The 15,276-nt window shown below is 69.1% G+C and carries 14 protein-coding genes; 10 read left to right on the forward strand and 4 right to left on the reverse strand.

Going from position 1 to position 15,276, the window contains the following annotated elements; translation table 11 throughout:
* Nucleotides 1-9: 9 nt before the first annotated feature.
* A complete protein-coding gene (locus AC1DU4_RS15120; RefSeq protein ID WP_477841120.1) occupies nucleotides 10-1,914 on the reverse strand; it encodes a glycosyltransferase in 1,905 nt (634 codons plus the stop codon).
* 172 nt (nucleotides 1,915-2,086) lie between these two features.
* Here AC1DU4_RS15120 and AC1DU4_RS15125 point away from each other — a divergent pair, with 172 nt between their 5' ends.
* From AC1DU4_RS15125 to AC1DU4_RS15135, 3 genes are all read left to right on the forward strand, one after another.
* Nucleotides 2,087-4,312, forward strand: a complete 2,226-nt coding sequence (locus AC1DU4_RS15125; protein WP_477841122.1) for an energy-coupling factor transporter transmembrane component T family protein — start codon at nucleotides 2,087-2,089, stop codon at nucleotides 4,310-4,312.
* Nucleotides 4,313-4,457: 145 nt separating this feature from the next.
* On the forward strand, nucleotides 4,458-5,465 hold the full coding sequence (locus AC1DU4_RS15130; RefSeq protein ID WP_477841172.1) for a glycosyltransferase: 1,008 nt from the start codon (nucleotides 4,458-4,460) through the stop codon (nucleotides 5,463-5,465).
* 1 nt (nucleotide 5,466) lies between these two features.
* Nucleotides 5,467-6,399: an NAD-dependent epimerase/dehydratase family protein gene (locus AC1DU4_RS15135; protein ID WP_072844507.1), complete on the forward strand. Its 933-nt coding sequence runs from the start codon at nucleotides 5,467-5,469 to the stop codon at nucleotides 6,397-6,399.
* Nucleotides 6,400-6,418: 19 nt separating this feature from the next.
* Here the strand turns inward: AC1DU4_RS15135 and rfbB are convergent, their stop codons facing one another.
* Nucleotides 6,419-7,444, reverse strand: a complete 1,026-nt coding sequence (gene rfbB, locus AC1DU4_RS15140) for a dTDP-glucose 4,6-dehydratase (RefSeq protein ID WP_477841124.1) — start codon at nucleotides 7,442-7,444, stop codon at nucleotides 6,419-6,421.
* 62 nt (nucleotides 7,445-7,506) lie between these two features.
* Here rfbB and rfbA point away from each other — a divergent pair, with 62 nt between their 5' ends.
* Genes rfbA through AC1DU4_RS15160 form a run of 4 tightly spaced genes read left to right on the forward strand, consistent with a single transcriptional unit; the run spans nucleotide 7,507 to nucleotide 10,361 of the window.
* Nucleotides 7,507-8,382, forward strand: coding sequence for a glucose-1-phosphate thymidylyltransferase RfbA (gene rfbA / locus AC1DU4_RS15145; protein ID WP_477841126.1), 876 nt, complete (start codon nucleotides 7,507-7,509; stop codon nucleotides 8,380-8,382).
* A 3-nt stretch (nucleotides 8,383-8,385) separates the two neighbouring features.
* Nucleotides 8,386-8,991, forward strand: a complete 606-nt coding sequence (locus AC1DU4_RS15150; RefSeq protein WP_477841128.1) for a dTDP-4-dehydrorhamnose 3,5-epimerase family protein — start codon at nucleotides 8,386-8,388, stop codon at nucleotides 8,989-8,991.
* Nucleotides 8,992-9,024: 33 nt separating this feature from the next.
* Nucleotides 9,025-9,534: a GtrA family protein gene (locus AC1DU4_RS15155; RefSeq protein ID WP_092775757.1), complete on the forward strand. Its 510-nt coding sequence runs from the start codon at nucleotides 9,025-9,027 to the stop codon at nucleotides 9,532-9,534.
* Nucleotides 9,531-10,361, forward strand: a complete 831-nt coding sequence (locus AC1DU4_RS15160; RefSeq protein ID WP_072844504.1) for a glycosyltransferase family 2 protein — start codon at nucleotides 9,531-9,533, stop codon at nucleotides 10,359-10,361. The genes AC1DU4_RS15155 and AC1DU4_RS15160 overlap by 4 nt, the downstream gene beginning before the upstream one ends.
* A 5-nt stretch (nucleotides 10,362-10,366) precedes the next feature.
* Here the strand turns inward: AC1DU4_RS15160 and AC1DU4_RS15165 are convergent, their stop codons facing one another.
* The gene (locus tag AC1DU4_RS15165) at nucleotides 10,367-10,990 is read right to left on the reverse strand and encodes a pentapeptide repeat-containing protein (RefSeq protein WP_477841131.1); all 624 of its coding nucleotides are present in this window, start codon (nucleotides 10,988-10,990) and stop codon (nucleotides 10,367-10,369) included.
* Between the two features lie 304 nt (nucleotides 10,991-11,294).
* On the opposite strand from AC1DU4_RS15165, the gene AC1DU4_RS15170 reads away from it, so the two are divergent.
* Nucleotides 11,295-12,416, forward strand: coding sequence for a S1C family serine protease (locus tag AC1DU4_RS15170; RefSeq protein ID WP_477841132.1), 1,122 nt, complete (start codon nucleotides 11,295-11,297; stop codon nucleotides 12,414-12,416).
* Between the two features lie 7 nt (nucleotides 12,417-12,423).
* Here AC1DU4_RS15170 and AC1DU4_RS15175 read toward each other — a convergent pair whose 3' ends face one another.
* Nucleotides 12,424-12,894 carry a GtrA family protein gene (locus tag AC1DU4_RS15175; RefSeq protein WP_477841135.1) on the reverse strand — a complete coding sequence of 157 codons (471 nt, stop codon included), beginning with the start codon at nucleotides 12,892-12,894 and terminating at the stop codon, nucleotides 12,424-12,426.
* Between the two features lie 102 nt (nucleotides 12,895-12,996).
* Between AC1DU4_RS15175 and AC1DU4_RS15180 the strand changes: the two genes are divergently transcribed.
* Together AC1DU4_RS15180 and AC1DU4_RS15185 are read left to right on the forward strand one after the other, a co-directional pair.
* Nucleotides 12,997-14,445: an FAD-binding protein gene (locus AC1DU4_RS15180; protein WP_477841137.1), complete on the forward strand. Its 1,449-nt coding sequence runs from the start codon at nucleotides 12,997-12,999 to the stop codon at nucleotides 14,443-14,445.
* Nucleotides 14,442-15,239, forward strand: coding sequence for a decaprenylphospho-beta-D-erythro-pentofuranosid-2-ulose 2-reductase (locus tag AC1DU4_RS15185; protein ID WP_477841139.1), 798 nt, complete (start codon nucleotides 14,442-14,444; stop codon nucleotides 15,237-15,239). The genes AC1DU4_RS15180 and AC1DU4_RS15185 overlap by 4 nt, the downstream gene beginning before the upstream one ends.
* The last annotated feature ends 37 nt before the right edge of the window (nucleotides 15,240-15,276 follow it).

Consider the following 15,276-nt stretch of genomic DNA (forward strand, 5'->3'; position numbering starts at 1 on the left):
GCGGCCGCGTCACTCGCCGTACAGGCGCGCCCAGTTCTCCCTGCTGGTGAGCTGCGGCATCGCGGCCCGGTACTGGCGTTGGACGTCCGGGGTCCGCTCTCGCAGGGCCTTCAGCGCGGCGCGGCCGCGCACCAGCAGTGCGAGCGCACGCTTCTTGTCCCGCTTGCGGACTCGAACACCCTCCTGTGAGCTGTCGGTGACGACCGCATGCGAGAACAGTGACACGTGCCACCAGTGTGCGTCGGCCGCGGAGATCGCGACGGGATGCGCGGGCAGCGTGCCCCGCCACTGGGACAGCGCACGCTTGGCGAGCACCGCCCATTCCAGGCTCTTGCTCGGGAAGGGTCCCGCCGGGGTGATGACCATGTCCGCGGGACGCAGGTCCGGGACGTCGTTGCCGCTGTGCCGGGCCGTCTCGCCGTACTCGGCGCGCTCACGCCGAATCGCACCCGCCGCCTCCATGCCACCGTCCTCGAGGTGACCGGGACCCTTCAGGAAGTCCTCGACTGCCTTGATCAGGGTGAACGCCATGCCGTACTGCATCGAGACGAGGTAGCGGTACAGATCGGTCCGCAGCTGCTTCGCCAGCTTCTTGCCGTCGAGATCGATGTGCATGACCGCGGTGATCATCGCGTTGCGGATGTTGAAGTAGCGATGCCACTCGTCCCAGTCCTTCCATGCGAAGTCCGCATGCCACACGGCGGCGCCCGGCAAAGTCACGGTCGCGAATCCGTTCGCGCGCGAACGGTAGCCGAACTCGATGTCGTCCCACTGGAAGAAGAGCGGCAGCGGGTAACCGACCTGGGAAACGATCTCCGACGGGATCAGGCACGACCACCAGCCGTTGTAGCCGGCATCGACGCGGGTTTCCTGCCGCTTCTTGAGCACGTTCCGGTCGAGGAACGCGTCCTTGACCTGGATCCCTGCCTGCAGCTTCTGCAGGTCGGCCACCTCGGCCCCCACGTGAACCCGGTCGGGATGGAGCAGGTAGAGCATCTGCGCCCCGATGATCGCGGGCTCGACCGTCAGGTTCGCAAACGTGTTTAGCCGGACCACTGCCTCCGGCTCGCACAGCACGTCGTCGTCCATGAAGATGACGTTGGCCGGCTCGGACCGGTCCACCCCCTGAACCTCGAACAGGCCCCTGGTGAAGCCGCCGGCCCCGCCCAGGTTCGGCTGGGTGATGTAGACCAACTTGTCACCGAGCAGCTCGGAGACGCGGGTGAACTCGGGACGGCTCTGCACCTGGTCCGTGCCCTGGTCCACCACGTACACGGCCTCGACGTCGCGGAGCGCGACCGGATCGTCGGCCATTGCGGCCAACGTTGCCGCGCAGTCGTCGGCACGGTTGAAGGTGCAGATCACCACGGCCGCGGGCCGGAGGGGGCCCTCGAACGGAACACTCCACTCGGCGTTCTCAACGGTCAGCTCGTCGCTCTGGGTGCTGATGCGCGCGAAGAGTGCGCCCCCGTCGAGGAACCGGTCGACCTTGGCAGTCAGCGAGATGCGCTGCGACGCGCTGTTCGTGTCCACCGCCTCCGTGGCAACCGTCCGCTTGCGGCCGTTGAAGTCCGTGGCGATCAGTTCGACGGTGCCCGCCCCCGCCACGTCGGCGACGAACCGGACCTCCGTAGCGGTGGTCCAGCGCTGCCAGTAGCTGGCCGGGAAGCGGCCGAAGTAGGTGTTGGTGTCGACACTGCTCTTGCGTCCGAGGTGTGCGCGGGTGCGCTCGCGAACAACGGACCCCGTGACATCGGCGTACATGTCGTCACTGACCAGGCTCGACGGCCCCACGAACAGGGCGCGCTGCACGGTGAGCAGACCCGGGTCGCGTGTGGGCGCCGGGGTCGGTCGATCAGTAGTCGTGGTCGTAGACGTCGACGTGCTCGTCACAACTGCTTCAGCCTCATCCATACCGTCGAACTACCTCTCAGAACCTTCTGGTGCGCAGGGCACAATCGGGGCCAAGGCTACCAACCACCGATGCCGGTGACCGATTCGCGAGTCTTCACCCCATCGCTCGGTCGACTAGCCTCACCTTGGCCAGGGGGCATGTGGCCCCACCCCACGTTGTCTTGGAGCCCATGTGAACACCGTCCCCGCCGCGCCGGATTCGACGCGGAGGCGACGGTGGCTGTGGGGCTCGATCACCGTTCTGATGGTGGCGGCGGGTTACGTCACGGTGCTGTCGGTCAACGACCGCTTCTTCTACATGGACGATACCGAGTCCGGCGCGATCCCGAACTGGATCTATCTAGGCCGCATCCTCCGCACCGGCACGATGCCTTCTCTGACGCCCGAGCAGTGGATGGCCGGCAACTATCCGGTGGAGGGACAGGGCGGGCTGTGGAATCCCGTCCAGATCGCGATCAACATGATTGCGCCCTCGGTGGACAACATGGTGCTGTTCGCGACGGCCACGAAGTTCGCCTTCGCGGCGATCATGGCCCTCGGCGTCTACCGGGTCTGCCTCGAATACGGGGCGCGACCAGCGTGGGCGGCGGTGGCGGGCGTCGCTGTTTCCTTCACCGGATTCTCGCTGTTCTACGATCAGGCGTCCTGGGTGACGGCACTGACGAGTACCGCCTGGGTGTTGCAGGCGTGGGCCAGCGCCGTCCGATACTCGCGGGGACGCTCCGGTCCGCTCCCGACGTTCGTGTTCCTCTACCTCGCGCTCAGCGTCGGCTACCTCCACCCCGCGCTGTGCGCAGGCATCCTGGTCGCCTGCCTCGCCGTCGGCGAATACCTGTACCAGGGCAAGTGGCAGCCGTCGCTGCGACTCCTCGTCGTGGGTGCCTGCGCGGGCGCGGCGGGGGCGATCACCTTTCTGCCCGGCGCCCTCTCGGGCGATGTCACCTGGCGCACCGATGAGGGCAACGTCTACAACGACAACTTCCTCACCGCGCCGTGGTCGGAGACATTCACTGCGAGCATGCCGTCGGCGCTGCCGGCGATTCAGGCGTGGCAGGGCGAGGTGCAACCGTGGCCGGTCACCTACATCGCGTGGTTCCTGATTCCGGCGCTGGCGTTCGTCGACTGGCAGGCTGTCGGCAAAACGCTCCGCAGTTTGTCCGGGACGCTGATCTTCCTGGGCGTCATGCTGATCGCGGCCGCCGGGCCGAGCAGCCTGGGACCCCTGCGCTGGCCGGGCCGGGTGCTGCCGTTCGTTGCGTTCGCCGCACTGATCGTGGTCTGTGTGCTGCTCAGCAGGCACGGCACGCTGCGTTCGTTGAGGACACGGTGCGTCGTGGGCGCAGTACTGGTCGCCGTCATGGTGCTTCGCGCGGGGTCGTCCACTCCGCTTCTGTTCGGTACGCACCTGCTGTGGGGTCTGGTGATCCTGGCGGCCGGTGCCGCTGTCCTGTTTGTGGCGTCCCGCTTCGGGATCGCCGCGGTGGCCGGGCTGCTGATGGCGTCCACCCTGCCGGTGGTGCACTTCCAGGTCAGCGAGAACCCGTACGAGTCGCAGTGGCTGCTGCCGGCCAAACAGTCCGAGGCCAAGGCCGCCTTCCCCGACTGGGCAGGCAACAACCTCCAGTTGGGCACCCGCGACCTGGAGCCCCGCGAGAACCTGACGCTGGACGCCACCTGGAGCACCCTGACCTGGGGAAATTACGCCAAGTTACTCGACCTCAGCTATGTCAACGCCTACACCTCCATCGGGTTCGAGGAGTTCGGGGACAGGTTGTGCATGGAGTACGACGGTTCGACCTGCTACGACAGCGTGTTTGACGCCTTCGCCACCGAGCCGACGACCGGCATGACCTATGTCGACCTCATGTTGATCGACCGCGTAATCCTGCAGAGGGCCCAGTACCCGGATGCGGACGCCAACCCGGCGCCGCCCGGCTGGAAGTGGACGCAGTACCCGGAGAACCCACATGTAGCGGACTTCGCATACGTGCTCGAGCGCATCGACGGGCCCATCTCCCACCGAAACGGACGTGTCGCGCACGCGGAGGACGTGACCGCGCGGAGCGTCGCCGAGACCGATGCGACCAGCTCGGTGAACGTCAGTTCGCCCGACGGCGGCCGGGTGGTCTTCGCGCGGTTGGACTGGCCCGGGTACTCGGCCACGCTGAACGGCGAACCAGTCGGGACCTACGCCGTGGACGGCATCTTCGTCGCGGTCGACGTCCCCGCCGGTACCGTCGACGGGACGCTGAACCTGACCTGGACACCGCCCGGAAGATCGATCGGTCTCGCCGGCATCGGCCTCGGCCTTCTCGGCCTTGCCGTCCTCGAGGTGCACTTCCTGCGTTCGCGCCGCGCGGGCCCGGCCGCTCGGGATCCCGCCGCCGTCGCGGCGTGACGCGGACGGCCGCGAGACCATCCGCCGAAATGAGCGCGGAAACACGCAGCACGCGCAGGATCGTGTGCAGTCGCTCAGTGCCGCCCGCGTAAACTCGCAGCCCGTGACCTCCGATGACGCCCGACCCACGGTGGCGCCGCACCGAATGTCCGTCGTGGTGCCGGTGTACCAGGGCGCCCAGACCCTGCGCGACCTGATCGACGAGATCCTGCCGTGGACGACGACCCGATTCACCCCGGCAGGCCGGCCGATGGTCGTCGAGGAGGTCCTGCTCGTCTTCGACCACGGCCCGGACGACTCGGCGGCGGTCATCCGGCAGCTCGCGGCCGAGCACGACTTCGTCAGGCCGATCTGGCTGAGCCGGAACTTCGGCCAGCATCCCGCGACCCTGGCCGGCATGGCGTCGAGCGGGGGCGAGTGGATCGTCACCATGGACGAGGACGGGCAGCACGACCCCGCCGCAATCGGCGGCCTCCTCGACACCGCACTCGACGAGCAGGCCACCGTCGTCTACGCACGCCCGACGAATGCCGCGCCGCACGGGCTGCTGCGCAACGCCGCCTCCCGCGGGTCGAAGTGGCTCATCGCGCACGCTCTCTCCGGTGACAACACCCGCAGCTTCCAGAGCTTCCGGCTGGTCCTCGGCGAGGTCGGCCGTTCGGTGGCGGCGTATGCGGGGTCGGAGGCCTACCTCGACGTCGCGCTCGGCTGGATCGCGGGAGACGTGACGACCAGTCCGGTGGCACTGCGCGCCGAGCAGGGCAGACGCTCCGGATACCACCTGCGCAGCCTGCTCTCGCACTTCTGGCGAATGGTGCTCTCCAGCGGGACCAAGGGCCTGCGATTGGTCAGCTTGATCGGCGTGCTGTTCGCCACGCTCGGCCTGGCGCTGGTGCTGTACGTGCTGGTCTCGTACATGTTCTTCGACGTCGCCAGCGAGGTCCGGGGCTGGGCCTCGACGATGGTGGTCCTGCTGTTCGGCATGGGTGCCATCCTGTTCTCCCTCGGAGTCATCGCCGAGTACGTCGGTGTCAACGTCAAGACCGCGATGGGCAAGCCGCCGTACCTGATCGTCGGCGATCCGGCGGCGGGTCCGCTCGGCCGCGCCGAGCCGGCACCCGACGACCGTCGATCCAAACCTGCGGGCGACTGAGATGGCCACCCCGACCTGGGTCGTGGGCGGCGGCGGCCTGCTGGGCGGCGCCGTCATCCGCGAGCTCGAACGTCGGGGCGAACGGGTCGAGACGAGCCGGGTCCCGTGGCACGACGGCGACCTCGCCAGGCGGGTGCTCTTCGCGGACGCGCAGCGGGTGATCGACTCGGCCGACGGCGGGCCGTGGCGGCTCGTCTGGTGCGCCGGTGTCGGCGTGAACGGCACGACCGCCGACGAGTTCGCCGCGGAGAATGCGGTCGTGTCCGACGTGCTGGACGAGATCGCCAGGATCACCCGCGGCCGCGCGGCACCCGGCGTGGTGCTGCACGCGTCCTCCGCGGGTGGGGTCTACGCCGGCTCGTCCGGGGCGCCGCACACCGAGGACACCGACCCGGTGCCGCTCGGCGACTACGGCCGCGCGAAGCTGGTGGCTGAGCGGCTGATGCACCGCTTCGGGGCCGACGCCGGGGCGTCCGTCGTGGTGGGGCGGTTCGCGAACCTGTACGGCCCCGGCCAGAACCTGACCAAACCCCAGGGACTCATCTCGCACCTGTGTCGCGGCTACCTGGTGTCGGCACCGATCTCGATCTACGTGCCGATGGACACGATGCGCGACTACTTGTTCGTCACCGACGCGGCCGAGATGGTCGCCGACGCCCTCGACCTCGCGCAGTCCCGGCCCGGCGAGCGGGTCACGAAGATCTTCGCGTCGGGCCAGAGCACCACCATCGGCGCCCTGCTCGGCGCCTGCCGCACCGTGTTCCGCCGCAAGCCGACCGTCGTGCTCGCGTCGTCGCCGCTCGCCAACGTCCAGTCCGGGGACCTGCGGTTGCGCTCGACGGTCTGGCCGGAACTCGACCGCCGGTCGTACCGCACGCTGCCGGCCGGCATCGCGGCCACCCTGGAGGCGACCCGGCGTTCGCTCGGCCGGTAGTCCGCTCGGTCCGTCGCTCTCAGCTACCCGGGTCGGTGGATCCCAGCACCGACTCGCCCGCCGCGGCGTAGGCCTGTTCCGTGGCGCCCTTCTGCGGACGCCACCACTGCTCGTTGTCGCGGTACCAGTCGACGGTCGCGGCCAGGCCGGAGCGGAAGTCCCGGTACCGCGGTTCCCAGCCGAGTTCGGTGCGCAGGCGGGTGGCGTCGATGGCGTACCGCATGTCGTGGCCCGGCCGGTCGGTGACCGCGTCGAAGTCGTCCGGGTCCTTGCCCAGCAGCTCCAGGATGGTCCGCACGACGGTCCGGTTGTCGACCTCGCCGTCCGCGCCGATCAGGTAGGTCTCCCCCGGCGTGCCGCGCTCGATGATCGTCCACACGGCCCGGTTGTGGTCTTCGACGTGAATCCAGTCACGGACGTTGAGGCCCTGACCGTAGAGCTTGGGCCGGACACCGTCGAGGACGTTGGTGATCTGCCGCGGGATGAACTTCTCCACGTGCTGGTACGGCCCGTAGTTGTTCGAGCAGTTCGAGATGGTCGCGGTGATCCCGAACGAGCGGGCCCAGGCGCGCACCAACAGGTCGCTCGACGCCTTCGTCGAGGAGTACGGGCTCGACGGGTTGTACGGGGTGGACTCGGTGAACCGGGCCGGGTCGTCGAGTTCCAGGTCGCCGTACACCTCGTCGGTGGAGATGTGGTGGTAGCGCACGCCGTGCTTGCGGATCGCCTCGAGCAGCGTGAAGGTACCGATCACGTTGGTCCGCACGAACGGCGACGGGTCGTTGAGGGAGTTGTCGTTGTGCGACTCCGCCGCGAAGTGCACGACGAGGTCCGTGCCCGCGACCAGACCGTCGACCAGGTCGGCGTCGGCGATGTCGCCCTGGACGAAGTCGATCCTGTCCCGGACCGGGGCCAGCGATTCGACGTTGCCCGCGTAGGTCAGCGCGTCGAGGACGGTCACCTCCACATCGGGGCGCTCGTCGACGGTCTGCTGGACGAAGTTGGCGCCGATGAATCCAGCACCGCCGGTCACGAGTAGCTTCACGGTCCGCACGATACCGGTGGCCGGAGTTTGCCAGGGAACCGAACACTGGAACACTGCCCGCTATGCGCGGAATCATTCTGGCCGGTGGAACCGGGTCCCGGCTGCATCCGATCACGCTCGGGGTCAGCAAGCAGTTGGTGCCGGTGTTCGACAAGCCGATGATCTACTACCCGCTGTCGACGCTGATGCTGGCCGGCATCCGGGACATCCTGGTGATCACCACCCCCGAGGACGCCGAGCAGTTCCAGCGACTGCTCGGGGACGGGTCACGCTTCGGCGTCAGCCTCACCTACCAGGTGCAGGCCGAGCCCAACGGGCTCGCGCAGGCCTTCGTGCTGGGCGCCGAGCACATCGGTTCGGACTCCGTCGCGCTGGTGCTCGGCGACAACATCTTCTACGGCCCGGGTCTGGGTACCCGGTTGACCCGGTTCGAGGAGATCGAGGGCGGCGCGGTGTTCGCGTACTGGGTCGCCGACCCGACCGCGTACGGCGTGATCGAGTTCGACCGCGGGGGTCGCGCGATCTCGCTGGAGGAGAAGCCCCGGCAGCCGCGCTCCAACTACGCGGTTCCGGGGCTGTACTTCTACGACAACGACGTGGTGTCGATCGCTCGCGACCTGTCGCCCTCGGCGCGCGGCGAGTACGAGATCACCGACGTCAACCGCGCCTACCTCGAGGCCGGTCGGCTGCAGGTCGAGGTGTTGCCCCGCGGTACCGCCTGGCTCGACACCGGCACCTTCGACTCGTTGCTCGACGCCTCGAACTACGTCCGCACCATCGAGGAGCGGCAGGGGCTGAAGATCGGGGCGCCCGAGGAGGTGGCCTGGCGGCGGGGCTTCATCACCGACGACGAGCTGCGGGTGCGGGCCGAGGCGCTGGTCAAGTCCGGATACGGCAACTATCTGCTCGGTCTGCTCGACCGCGGCAAGGATTGGTGAGGAATGCAGTTTCGCGAACTGAAAGTGCCCGGCGCGTGGGAGTTCACCCCCAAGCAGTTCGGTGACGACCGCGGCGTGTTCCTGGAGTGGTTCCGGGACCCGACGTTCACCGAGGCCACCGGTCGCACCCTCGACCTGCAGCAGGCCAACTGCTCCGTCTCCGCGGCCGGCGTGCTGCGCGGCGTCCACTTCGCGGACGTGCCGCCCGGCCAGGCCAAGTACGTGACCTGCGTGCGCGGCGCGGTCCTCGACGTCGCGGTGGACCTGCGGGCCGGGTCGCCGACGTTCGGCGTGTGGGACGCCGTCCTGCTCGACGACGTCGACCGCCGCGCGGTGTTCCTGAGCGAGGGTCTCGGACACGCCTTCCTCTCGCTCGAGGACGACTCGACCGTCGTCTACCTGTGCTCGACCGGGTACGCGCCGGGTCGCGAGCACGGCATCGACCCGCTCGATCCCGAGGTCGGCATCGACTGGCCCACCGTGGGCCGGGACGGGGCCGAGTTCGAGTTCCGGCTCTCCGACAAGGACGCGGCGGCACCCTCGCTTGCCGCCGCACTCGAGGCCGGGCTGCTGCCACGGTTCGGAGCCGGTGCCCAACCCCTCGGGTAGGGTTCACCGGAGCAAACGGGCAGCACCACAGCGATGAAGGACCACCAGTTGACCGACCGCGGTCCCCACGACCCGAGTTCGGGCAACACCGAAGCGACCCCGCCCGCGGGCATGTCTGGCGGTGCGGGACCGCTGATGCGGCTGGTGAACAACCAGGGGCTGGCCTTCCTGCTGGTCGGCGGGTTCAACACGGCGCTCGGCACGGCCTGGTTCATCGTCTGGCAGCTCGCCCTCGGCGACCAGCTCGGCTACCACTTCGCAATCGTCGCGGGATACCTGTGCAACGTGCTGTGTGCGTTCGCGATGTACCGCTACCTGGTCTTCCGCGTCCGCGGGCACCTGCTGCGGGACCTGTGGCGGTTCGTCGTGGTCAACTTCGGCGCATTCGCGATCAACATGGCCCTGATGACGCTGGCGGTGTCGGTGTTCGGATTCCCCCCGATCCCGGCGCAGATCGCGATCACCGCGGTGACCGCGACCGCGAGCTTCTTCGGGTATCGAGATTTCTCCTTCAGTAGAAAGAAAAGGTCAGGTTCCGCATGACGCCTCGGGTCTCCGTCGTTGTCCCGGCGTACAACAACGCCGAATACATCGCCGAAACCATCGACTCGATCCTCGGACAGACCTTCGAGGACTTCGAGCTGATCATCGCCGACCACGCGTCGAGCGACGGCACCCTCGCCGCCCTCGCCCCGTACGCCGACGACCCCCGCGTCACGATCCTGCACACCCCCGCGGGCGGCGGAGCCAAGGCCAACTGGGACCGCGTGAGCCAGGCCGCGAACGGCGACCTGCTCAAGCTGGTGTGCGGCGACGACACGATCTTCCCGACCTGCCTGGCCGAGCAGGTGGCGGCGTTCGACGAGCATCCCGACGCGGTCCTGGTCGCCTCGCAGCGCACCCTGGTCGACGCGGCGGGAAAGACGGTGCTCGCCGCCCGCGGCCTGGCCGGTCTGTCCGGACCGGTGAGCGGACGGGTGGCCGCCCGGCGGGCCGTGACCGCCGGGGCGAACATCTTCGGCGAGCCGGGCTCCGTGCTGATGCGGCGCGCCGTGCTCGAGAAGATCGGCTGGTGGGACGACGCCAACCCGTACCTGATCGACGAGGCCACCTACATCGGCGTCGCACTGCACGGCGACGTCGTCGCGATACCCCGCCCGCTGGCATCGTTCCGCATCAACGCCGGCCAGTGGAGCGTGCGGCTCGCACGCCAGCAGGCGTCCCAGGCGGCGGCATTCCACGAGGCGCTGCGCGCGGCCGAACCGGGACTGCTGTCGGCGACGGACGTGCGGGTCGGCAACGCCAAGGCACTGGGCACCTCGTTCATGCGCCGCGCCGTGTACATGGTGCTGCGCCACCGCATGAGCTGAGCCCGTCAGCTCATCGTGCCGATACCGGTGGATCCGACGCCGACCGAGCCGATTCCGGTGGTCATCGAGCCGTCGGTGGCCGACCCGGTGTTCGCGAACCCGGTGTTCAGCGACCCCGTGTTGACCGAGCCCACGTTGCCGGAACCGGTATTGGCCGACCCGACGTTGCCGGAACCGGTGTTCGCCGACCCGACGTTGCCGGAACCGGTGTTCGCCGACCCGACGTTGGCCGAGCCGGTGTTCGCCCACCCGACGTTCTGCGAGCCGGTGTTGTTGGAGCCGGCGTTGTAGGAGCCGGTGTTGTCCGGGCCGACGTTGTTGGACCCGAAACTGCTTCCGCCCCCGGATGATCCGGCGCTGCCCGAGCCCAGACTGCCGGCCACGTCGCGACAGGGCAGCAAAACCTCGGCGACGTCCTGCGCCACCGACCGGACCAGCACCGCGACATCGGCCAGTCCGGCCTCCGCACAGGAGGGTCCGGCCGCGACTGCGGCGGCGTGCGCGCTCACCAGGTCACTCACCGGGTCGGCATTCGCGAGCCCGGCGCCCGCATAACCCGTCGACAGTGCGGCGAAGGTGGCGGCGCCCGCGAAGATCCTGACCGTCGTGGCCCGGCGAACAGCGTTCATGGAGTGCTCCTTCTCAACAAGTAAGGTGCGAGCGAACTCTCAGTGAATGGGTGTTGCGGACGTGACGGTACCGGTGTCCGGGCGAGACCGCCCGCAAATCACCGATTGTCGGCGTGCCCGTTCCTCGTCCGCAATCGGACCTGAGGTGACGGAACCGATGCCGGCTCCCGCGACCCGGCGGTCCCCGAGCTGGCCTTGGCGGACCCCGGCAATCATCCGACCCGCGGCCCCGAAACGTCGTAAGTTCAGATTCACCACTGCGCGTGATCTATCAGGCGGCCCCGCCGCAGGATGCCGGGTGTGTATGGCGGATGTGGAGACGGACAGGACGGCGCGACGTCGGCCGCGACACCGACGTGGACTCCGACTGCTGCTGGCCGCCCTCGCCGCGGTCGCGCTCGCCCTCGTCGGCACCCGGCTGGACACCGAGCCCCCGCGCCCCACCGTGGTCGCGACCCCCGAGGTCTCGGCGCCGGCGCCCGCCCCGCTGAGCCCGGAGGAACTCGCGGCCCGGGTGGTGCCGACCATCGTCACCGTCACCTCCAGCACCGGGCTGAAGAGCACCGCGGGCACCGGCATAGTGCTGTCCGAGGACGGCCTGGTGCTCACCAACCACCACGTCGTCGACGGCGCCGTCGACGTCAGCGCGACCGCGATGGCCACCGGGCGCAGCTACGACGCGGAGGTGCTCGGCTACGACACCTTCCGGGACGTCGCGGTGCTGCGACTCGGGGCGGCGGAGGGGCTGCCCGTCGCGACCCTCGGCGACTCCACCGGGATCCGACTGCACGACCCGGTGACCGCGATCGGCAACGCCGAGGGTGCCGGTCTCCCGGTCGCGTCGCCGGGTCGGGTCACCGGGCTGAACGAGTCGGTGACCGCCCGCAGCTCCGCCGACGGGTCCCGCAACCGGCTGACCGGGATGATCGAGGTGGACGCCGACGTGCGTCCCGGCGACTCCGGCGGACCGCTGGTCGACGCCGCCGGGCGGGTGGTCGGGGTCAGCACCGCGGGCAACCCGGACAGCCGTCCCGACGCGCCCGCCGCCGAGCACACGGGCATCACCTCGTACGCCATTCCCATCGACGACGCGATGGGCGTCGCCGGACAGGTCCGGGAGGGCCGGACCGGCGGGACCGTGCACGTCGGGCCGACCCCGTTCCTGGGCGTCGCGGTGACCAACTCCCCCACCCTGCAGGACGGCGCGCGGGTGGTGGCCGTCGGGTTCGGCTCCCCCGCCGACCAGGCCGGGATCAAGTCCGACGACCTGATCACCTCCTGGTCCGGCACCCCGATCCGGTCCGCGTCGGACCTCACCTACGAGATGACCGCCCGGCATCCAGGCGACCGCGTCGAGATCGGCTGGGTGGACGCGACCGGAGCGGCACGGACCGCGTCGCTGGTGCTCGGGGCGGGTCCCCCCTGAGCGAGCGTCAGTGGATCTTGAAGATGACCGCGCGCTGGACCACGAAGTTGATCACCGTCGCGGTGCCCTGGGCGATGGCGAAGGCGAGGGCGCTGTAGAGCAGGGTGTCCGGCCAGATCTGCCCGAACACCGTGTACAGACCGACCTGGACCGCGAAGGTCACCGCGTACAACGCCACCACGGCCGCGAAGCGCGCGCGGCTCGGCGGGGCGTTGAACGTCCACCGGCGATTGATCAGGTAGGCCGTCGTCGTCCCGAGGACGAAGCCCACCGACTTCGCGGCCGCACGCGGCACCCCCAGTCCGTTCTGCAGCAGGATCGTGATCGTGAAGTCGACGACCGCGGACAGCGCACCGGTGAGCACAAACCGGACCAGCTGGGTCTTGAGGTCGACCTCGGTGCCGCCGGGCTCGTCCACCAGCGGCAACTCGACGGGGAGCGGCAGGTGCGGCTCGGGGGCATGGGGGGTACCGGACACCGGTCGAGGGTAAGCGACCCGCGGCCGGGGTCTTGGTAGCGGTGGCCACATGTGCGCATCGACACGGGCTGCCGTCGCTACCGCCAGGTAGCCTCTACACCGATGTCCACGACAGCTGAAGAGACGCCGGCCGACGTTACACAGCCGCAGCCTCTCCCCACCCAGACCCGCACCCTCACCGGTTGGGGACGCACCGCGCCGACGACGGCCGAGGTGCTCTCCACCCCCGACGTCGAGGTGATCGCGTCCGCGGTCGCCCAGGTCGCCGAGCGCAACGACGGCAAGCCCAGCCACCTGCGCCGCGGCGTCATCGCCCGGGGCCTCGGCCGCTCCTACGGCGACCCGGCCCAGAACGCGGGCGGCCTGGTCATCGACATGAATGCCCTCAACCGCATTCACCGCATCGACCGCGACACCGCGCTGGTGGACGTCGACGCCGGCGTGAGCCTCGACCAGCTGATGCGGGCGGCGCTGCCGTTCGGCCTCTGGGTCCCGGTGCTGCCGGGCACCCGCCAGGTCACCATCGGCGGCGCCATCGGCTCCGACATCCACGGCAAGAACCACCACAGTGAGGGCAGCTTCGGCAACCACGTGGTGTCGCTGGACCTGCTGACCGCCGACGGGCAGGTGCGCAAGCTGACGCCGAAGGGCGGTCGCAACGACCCCAAGGGCGCGCTGTTCTGGGCGACGATCGGCGGCAACGGCCTGACCGGCATCATCCTGCGCGCGACCATCAGCATGACGCCCACCGAGACGGCGTACTTCATCAACGACGGCATCAGGACCGAGAGTCTCGAAGAGACTGTCGCCGCGCACCAGGACGGCACCGAGGACAACTACACGTACTCGAGCGCCTGGTTCGACGTGGTCAGTGCGCCGCCGAAGCTGGGTCGCGCAACGATTACCCGCGGCTCGCTCGCGAAGTTCGACGAGCTGCCGAAGAAGCTGCAGAAGGACCCGTTGAAGTTCGACGCCCCGCAGCTGATGACCGTCCCCGACGTGTTCCCGAACGGCCTGATGAACAAGCTGTCGGCCAGCGCCATCGGCGAGTTGTACTACCGGATGGGCGGGAACTACACCGGCAAGGTGCAGAACCTGACGCAGTTCTACCACCCGCTCGACCTCCTCGGTGAGTGGAACCGCGCGTACGGCTCGAAGGGCTTCCTCCAGTACCAGTTCCTGGTGCCCACCGAGGCCCTCGAAGAGTTCAAGAGCATCATTCGGCACATCCAGGCGTCGGGCCACCATTCGGCACTCAACGTGTTCAAGCTGTTCGGACCGGGCAACAATGCGCCGCTCAGCTTCCCGATGGCGGGCTGGAATGTCGCCATGGACTTCCCGATCAAGGCAGGCCTGAACGAGCTGGTCACCGAACTCGACAAGCGCGTGCTCGAGTTCGGCGGCCGGCTGTACACCGCCAAGGACTCGCGCGCGACCGCCGAGACCTTCCACGCCATGTACCCGCGGATCGACGAGTGGATCGCGACCCGCCGGAAGTACGACCCCACAGGCGTTTTCGCCTCCGATATGTCCAGAAGGTTGGAACTGTGATCAACGCCGTGGGTAACCCCCAGACGCTCCTGCTCCTCGGCGGCACCTCCGAGATCGGCCTGGCCATCTGCGAGGAGTACCTGAAGAAGGCTCCGATGCGGGTGATCCTGGCCGCGCTGCCCGGCGACCCGGGCCGTGACGGCGCGGTCGCGCAGCTGAAGGCCAAGGGCGCCACCGAGGTCGGCGTCGTCGACTTCGACGCGCTGGACGCCGAGTCGCACCCGAAGGTCATCGACGAGGCCTGGGCGCTGGCCGGGAAGGGTCGCTCCGCAGGCTCCGCTCCTGCCGGCGACGTCGACGTCGCGATCGTCGCGTTCGGCCTGGACGGCGACGCCGAGGAGCTGTGGCAGAACCAGCGCAAGGCCGTGCTGGTGGCCAACGTCAACTACACCGCCGCAGTCTCCGTTGGCGTGCTCGTCGGCGAGAAGATGAAGGCGCAGGGCTTCGGCCGCATCATCGCGATGTCCTCGGTCGCCGGTGAGCGCGTCAAGCGCGCCAACTTCGTCTACGGCTCCACCAAGGCCGGCCTCGACGGCTTCTACCTCGGCCTGGGCGAGGCCCTGGCCAAGTTCGGCCCGCGGGTGACGGTGGTCCGGCCCGGCATGGTGCGCACCCAGTTCAGCGCGCACGTCAAGGAGGCGCCGCTGACGGTGAACAAGGACATCGTCGCCACGCTCGCCGTCGCCGCGTCCGACAAGGGCAAGGAAATCGTCTGGACCCCGGGTCCCTGGCGCTTCGTGATGATGGCGCTGCGCCACGTGCCGCGGGCGATCTTCCGCAAGCTGCCGATCTAGGCGGCTCCGCCGCCTGTGCGCCTTTCTGGTTGCTCCA

It is taken from the genome of Rhodococcus sp. P4_F5 (assembly GCF_056401315.1).